Origin of the sequence: Streptomyces sp. NPDC050619, assembly GCF_040654815.1 — a bacterium.
In the GTDB taxonomy this organism is placed as follows: domain Bacteria; phylum Actinomycetota; class Actinomycetes; order Streptomycetales; family Streptomycetaceae; genus Streptomyces.
In genome coordinates, this window is record NZ_JBFAIR010000038.1 from 109,301 (window position 1) to 115,300 (window position 6,000).

The window sequence follows — 6,000 nt, forward strand, 5'->3', positions numbered from 1 at the left end:
GGAGTTGACATATGTCCGCGATCCCGCGCGAGGTCCCGCGCCTCGCCGTCGAGGACTTCTTAGGCCCGCCCGCCCGTACCCGCGCATCGATCTCGCCCGACGGCACCCGGATCGCCTACCTGGCGCCGTGGCGGGAGCGGCTGAACGTCTGGGTGGAGAGCGTCGACGCGGACGAGGAGGCGCGCTGTGTGACCGCCGACGACAACCGCAGCGTGCACACGTATCACTGGAGCGACGCTCCGCGGTGGCTGCTCTACGAGCAGGACGGCGATGGGGATGAGAACTGGCACGTCTACCGGGTCGACCTGGAGAATCCGGATGCCGAGGCGGTCGACCTCACCCCCTTCCCCGGCGCCACGGTCGCGGGTTTCGAGTCGACCGTCGCCCGGCCGGGCAGGGCGCTGCTGCATCTGAACCGCAGGGATCCCGCCGAGTTCGACCTCTACGAGCTCGACATCGCCACCGGTGAGCTGACGATGCTGGCGCAAAATCCCGGCCAAGTGGCCGGCTGGCTGTACACGCCCGACGGAGACCTGTATGCCCAGACCCAGACGGCCGACGGCGACATCGAGCTGGCGCAGTGGGATGCCGGGATGGGAAAACCGCGCCCGGTCACCACGTTCGACGGCACCGACTACCCGCTGGGCATCCAGCCGTCCCAGCTCACCCCGGACGGAACCGGTGTGTGGCTCGGCTCCAACCGGGACACCGACCGGACCCGTCTGGCCCGGCTCGATCTGGCCACCGGCGAGGAGACCGAGGTCGACAGCCACCCGGACTTCGACCTGGACACGCGTTCCACCGTCTTCCCCACGCTGCCGTCGCCGCTCATCCGCAACCGGCACACCGGTGAGCTGATCGGGGCGCGTTACCTGGGCGAGCGGCAGGTGATCCATCCGCTGGACCCGCACTTCGCCGCGGTGCTGGAGAACCTGGAGAAGCTGTCCGACGGTGATCTGTCCGCCGTGTCGTGCGACGCCAGCGGGCTGCGCTGGGTCGTCAGCTTCACCCACGACCGTGACCCCCATGTCACCCACTACTACGACCACACCACCGGCGAGAGCCGGCTGCTGTTCCGGCCCCATCCGCATCTCGATCCCCGTGTCCTGGCCCCGATGACGCCAGTCACGGTCCCCGCACGTGACGGGCTGCGCCTGCCCTCGTACCTGACCCTGCCCCTCGGCGTCGAGCCGACCGGGCTTCCGCTGGTCCTGCTGGTCCACGGCGGCCCCTGGCACCGCGACAACTGGGGCTACAACCCCCTCGTGCAGCTGCTGGCCAACCGCGGCTACGCGGTGCTGCAGGTCAACTTCCGCGGCTCGGCCGGCTACGGCAAGGCGTTCCTCAAGGCCGGCATCGGCGAGCTGGCCGGGAAGATGCACGACGACCTCATCGACGCCGTCGACTGGGCCGTTACGGAGGGATACGCGGACCGGGACCGCGTCGCGATCTTCGGCGGCTCCTACGGCGGCTACGCCACCCTGGTCGGCGTCACCTTCACCCCCGACGTCTTCGCCGCCGCGATCGACTTCTGCGGCCCCTCCAACCTCGTCACCTTCCTGCGGACGGTGCCGGAGTTCGTACGGCCCCACCTGGTCAACAATTGGTACCTCTACGCCGGTGATCCGAGCGACCCTCAGCAGGAGGCGGACCTGTGGGCCCGCTCGCCGATCAGCCGGGTGGACGCGATCCGCACGCCGCTGATGGTGGTCCAGGGCGCCAACGATGTCCGCGTCGTCAAGGCCGAGTCCGACCGAATCGTCGACGCGTTGCGCGCCCGTGGCGTCGAGGTCGAGTACCTGGTCAAGGACAACGAGGGCCATGGCTTCGTGAACCCGGACAACAACATCGACGTGTACCGCGCGGCCGACCGCTTCCTCGCCCGGCACCTGGGCGGACGGCCGAGCGCGGAGTAGCCGACGCCCCGTCGCAGCCGACCTCGGAGCGAAGCACCGGGACCTGCGGCCGGCAATCCCCAAGGCAGTGCCCGCAAGCCGTACAGGCCAACGACTACTTGGTGAGTTGATCTCGCAACATGACTGAACCCATACCCCCCTCCCAGCCGGCGCCCTGCCCGGACGGACCGGGCAGGATCCCAGGGCGCCAGGCGAAGAAGACACCGCTGGAGCAGATGGGCGGCACGACGGGCCTGGTGTACACGACGCTGCCGATCGTGGCCTTCGTGCTGGCCAACGCCTCCTTCGGGCTGACGGCCGCCATCGGCACCGCCGTCGGCATCGCGCTGGCGATCTCCGTGCTGCGTCTGGTGCGCAAGGAGTCGGTGCAGCCCGCGCTCTCCGGCCTGTTCGGTGTCGCGGTCGCCGCGTTCGTCTCCTGGAAGACCGGATCGGCCAAGGGCTTCTTCCTCACCGGCATCTGGGCCAACTTCGCCCTCGGCGTGCTCTTCCTGCTCTCCGTCCTCGCACGCCGGCCGCTGGCCGGAATCGTCTGGGGCGCCCTCAACGGCACCGGGATCGCCTGGCTGAAGGACAAGCCCTCGCGGCACTACTACGACATCGCCACGCTCACGCTCGTGGGCGTCTTCGCGACCCGGGTCGCCGTGCAGCAGTGGCTGTACGACGAGGACCGCACGGGCTGGCTGGCCGTCGCGAGGATCGCGATGGGCTACCCGCTCCTCGCTCTGGCCTTCCTGGTGGTTCTGTGGGCGGGCCGGCGTTCGGGCAAGCGGCTGAAGGCCCTGGCCGGACAGCGGCCCGCCGGGTCGGTCTGACCGGCCCGCCGATGCCGACGCAGTTCGTCGCCCGACGTGCAGAGCGGCGTGAGATCGACCGACTGGTGACCTCGGCGGCCGCCGGGCGTGGTGGTGCTTGCCGCGGCGGAGCCGGTCGGTGATCTCGGCCTACTGCGCCACGCGGCGAAGCTCCTTGAGCTGGATGCCGCAGGGCTCGCCGTCGCGCGCCGGACGCGGCCGGGCAGGTGGGCGTGTCCCTGGATGGAGTGCTGGCGATCGGGCAATCGGGAGAAGCAGGATGCGGCCAACTGCCAGGCCCACTTGTAACGTTCGGCGGGTCGGCCGCACTGAAGGGTATGAGCTATGACGACCTGCGTGCACTGTTTCTCAACTGCACGCTGAAGAAGAGCCCGGAGCGCAGCCACACGCAGGGCCTGATCGACCTCAGCTCGCGGATCATGGAGAAGCAGGGCGTTCAGGCCGAGCACCTGCGGCCGATCGACCATGAGATCGCCACCGGGGTGTGGCCGGACATGACCGAGCACGGCTGGGAGCGCGACGCGTGGCCGTCGATCTACCAGCGGGTGATGGCCGCCGACATCCTCGTCATCGCCGGGCCGATCTGGCTGGGTGACAACAGCTCGGTCGCCAAACTGGTCATCGAGCGGCTCTATGCCTGCTCGGGCCTGCTCAACGACGCCGGTCAGTACGCCTACTACGGGCGGGTGGGCGGCTGCCTGATCACCGGCAACGAGGACGGCGCCAAGCACTGCGCCATGAACGTCCTGTACAGCCTGCAGCACCTGGGATACACCATCCCGCCGCAGGCGGACGCGGGCTGGATCGGAGAGGCCGGGCCAGGCCCGTCCTATCTCGATCCGGGCTCCGGCGGTCCCACCAACGACTTCACCAACAGGAACACCACGTTCATGACGTGGAACCTGCTGCATCTGGCCCGGCTGCTCAAGGACGCCGGTGGCGTTCCGGCGCACGGGAACCAGCGGTCGCAGTGGGACACCGGGTGCCGGTTCGACTTCGAGAATCCCGAATACCGCTAAGACAGCAACGAAAGGCCGAAAACAATGACCGTCGAGACCGTCCCCACCTGCGCCTACCCGGGCTGCACCAACCCGCCCGAGCCGCCGGCCACCGACGCGCAGGGACCGGCGCCCCGCTATTGCGAGCACCCCGAGCACAACGCGCTCGGCGCGTTCAGGAAGTTCCGCGCCAAGCGACAGCAACGCAAGGAGGACAAGCGCGTGGCAGCCGAGGCCAAGAGGGCGGCCAAGGAGGCGGCAAAGGGGGCCCAGGCACCGGTCGCCGAGCAGCCCTGGCCCGCCGCCTCCGGGCACGCATCCGTTGCCGGTATGGCGCACGGTGCGCCCGGGCACACGCCCGCCACGGAAGCGGTGCCGCAGGCGTCCGGGCAGGTCCCCGGCGAGATGGTGCCCCCGCAGCCCGGACAAGCCCCCGTCTCCGATGCGTCCGAGCAGGCGCCGGCAGAAGCCGTGAACAGCGAAATGGCGGCGATGTCGATGGTCGACGGCGGCCATGCCGCTCAGTCACGCGACGCCCTCGTCGCGCTCATCGAGCAGCTCGCCACCGATCTGCCCGCCTACATCGAGGAGTTGGCGATCATCACGGACTCCGCGGCGGCCGAGGCCCGGATCGAGACGGTCACCCGCGCCTCCGCGCAGCGCATCCTGGCCGCCGAGGAGCGCGCCGCGCTCGCCGAGGAGGCGGGCGACATGGCCGTCGCCGCGCTCGATGCCGCGCAGGAAAAGTTCGCCGAGGAGACCGCCGCGATCCGCGAGGAGACGGCCCGCCAGGTGGCGGACGCCGAATTCGTCCGGGCCGAGCTGGAGCGCTACCGCGAGCGTGTCAGCATGCTCGAGGTCCGGCTCGACGCCGTCCGTGACGAGGCCGACGAGCTGCGCCGCGAGAAGGCCGCGCGCTCCACCACCGAGCACGAACGGCCGCGCCCCGCTGAGCAGTAGTGCTGAACGGCCGTCGGCCCACGTGATTTCGGCGTTCCGGTCAAGAACTCCAGCCGCCGTGATCCCCGCCCCCTCCGACGCAAGAGCCGTGCATGTCGTCCAACGCGTCAGCGTTGATCCCGCAATTGATCAAGACAAAGGAGAACGACGCAGAAGGGCGCACTCAAGAAGTGGTCCGCCCGGATTGCGGCCTCCACCGTGATCGCGGCGACCGCCGCCCTCGTCCCGGCCGTCGGCGCCCAGGCCGGCACTCCCCATCAGTTCAGTCTCTGCAACAACGGCCGCGGCTACGACACCGTTGTCGAGTTCCCGAACCAAGGCGCCTACGCGTTCCGCGTGCTTGCCGGAAAGTGCCAGACAGTCTCGCCTCTTGTCGGGACTTCCAACGAGGCGGTCACGCTCTACGCGGTCCAAAGGAGTTGGAAGGGCCCTCGCAGCCACGTTTTCGCCGGGTTCAGCTACGACGACCGGCGGGTCATCGACATCACCACCACGGGAACCTACGGAGCCGTCAACTGGGGCTGGCGGTAAGCGGAGTTCAAGGCAGGTTCGGCGCGGCAGCCCCGAACCTGCCCTGTGTGTCGGCAGACCGCCGAGCAGGAGCCGGCCGCTGCCTGGCGAGGCCCGTCCCCTCGGCGCCACGCTCGGCCACCGGTCCGGCGTGAACACCCAACAGAAACGGAAATCCTCATGAGTCGAACCAAGCGCCCTGTCCTTTGGATCACCACCATCGCCGTCGTCGTCGTGGCGGCCGTCGGGCTCTACCTCTTCCAGCCCTGGCGGCTGTTCACCACGAATCGCGTGGATGAGGCGGCTCCCGTGGCCACCGGCCAACAGGGGGCTGCGGCCAAGCCGTTGGCAACCGGTAGCTTCATCTCCCACGAGCACGAGACCAGCGGCTCGGTGGAGGTCCAGCCGCTCGCAGACGGGAAGGCGAACCTGCGCCTGACAAACGTGCGTACCTCCGACGGCCCGGCCCTGCACGTGTGGCTCAGCGACCAGCCGGTCAAGCAGGACGGCGGCGGCAACCTCGACGACGGCACCCACGTCGACCTCGGCGACCTCAAAGGCAACGAGGGCAACCAGAACTACGCGATCCCGGCGGGCACCGACCTGAACAAGTTCTCCACGGTGACGATCTGGTGTGAACGCTTCAGTGTGTCGTTCGGCGCGGCCGAGCTGAAGCAGGGCGCCTGACGAACCCATGTCGCGCCGGAAGGCCGGGGGGGCGGGGGGGGGGCCCCCCCCCCCCCCCGCGGAGCGGAACCGGAACCCCCCGCCGGGGAAGGCACCCCAAGGCGAAAAGGGCGC

Annotated in this window: 6 protein-coding genes; all 6 read left to right on the plus strand. The window is 69.6% G+C overall.

Annotated elements, in window-relative coordinates; translation table 11 throughout:
* The first annotated feature begins 11 nt into the window (after positions 1 to 11).
* The 6 genes from AB0I77_RS42625 to AB0I77_RS42650 all read left to right on the plus strand — a co-directional run bounded on the left by AB0I77_RS42625 (position 12) and on the right by AB0I77_RS42650 (position 5,886).
* Positions 12 to 1,916, plus strand: coding sequence for a S9 family peptidase (locus AB0I77_RS42625; protein ID WP_363288237.1), 1,905 nt, complete (start codon positions 12 to 14; stop codon positions 1,914 to 1,916).
* Positions 1,917 to 2,035: 119 nt separating this feature from the next.
* A complete protein-coding gene (locus AB0I77_RS42630; RefSeq protein WP_363288238.1) occupies positions 2,036 to 2,731 on the plus strand; it encodes a DUF3159 domain-containing protein in 696 nt (231 codons plus the stop codon).
* A 317-nt stretch (positions 2,732 to 3,048) separates the two neighbouring features.
* Complete coding sequence (locus AB0I77_RS42635; protein WP_363288248.1) at positions 3,049 to 3,750, plus strand: flavodoxin family protein; 702 nt, start codon at positions 3,049 to 3,051, stop codon at positions 3,748 to 3,750.
* Positions 3,751 to 3,774: 24 nt separating this feature from the next.
* Positions 3,775 to 4,689, plus strand: a complete 915-nt coding sequence (locus tag AB0I77_RS42640) for a hypothetical protein (RefSeq protein WP_363288239.1) — start codon at positions 3,775 to 3,777, stop codon at positions 4,687 to 4,689.
* A gap of 198 nt (positions 4,690 to 4,887) precedes the next feature.
* Positions 4,888 to 5,220, plus strand: a complete 333-nt coding sequence (locus tag AB0I77_RS42645; protein WP_363288240.1) for a hypothetical protein — start codon at positions 4,888 to 4,890, stop codon at positions 5,218 to 5,220.
* 159 nt (positions 5,221 to 5,379) lie between these two features.
* Positions 5,380 to 5,886 (plus strand): DM13 domain-containing protein, encoded by a 507-nt coding sequence (locus tag AB0I77_RS42650; protein ID WP_363288241.1) that lies wholly within the window; start codon positions 5,380 to 5,382, stop codon positions 5,884 to 5,886.
* Positions 5,887 to 6,000: the final 114 nt, after the last annotated feature.

Coding starts and splice junctions, on each gene's coding strand:
- AB0I77_RS42640 (WP_363288239.1), top strand. CDS start 3,775: ATGACCGTCGAGACCGTCCCCACCTGCGCCTACCCGGGCTGCACCAAC.
- AB0I77_RS42630 (WP_363288238.1), top strand. CDS start 2,036: ATGACTGAACCCATACCCCCCTCCCAGCCGGCGCCCTGCCCGGACGGA.
- AB0I77_RS42635 (WP_363288248.1), top strand. CDS start 3,049: ATGAGCTATGACGACCTGCGTGCACTGTTTCTCAACTGCACGCTGAAG.
- AB0I77_RS42625 (WP_363288237.1), top strand. CDS start 12: ATGTCCGCGATCCCGCGCGAGGTCCCGCGCCTCGCCGTCGAGGACTTC.
- AB0I77_RS42650 (WP_363288241.1), top strand. CDS start 5,380: ATGAGTCGAACCAAGCGCCCTGTCCTTTGGATCACCACCATCGCCGTC.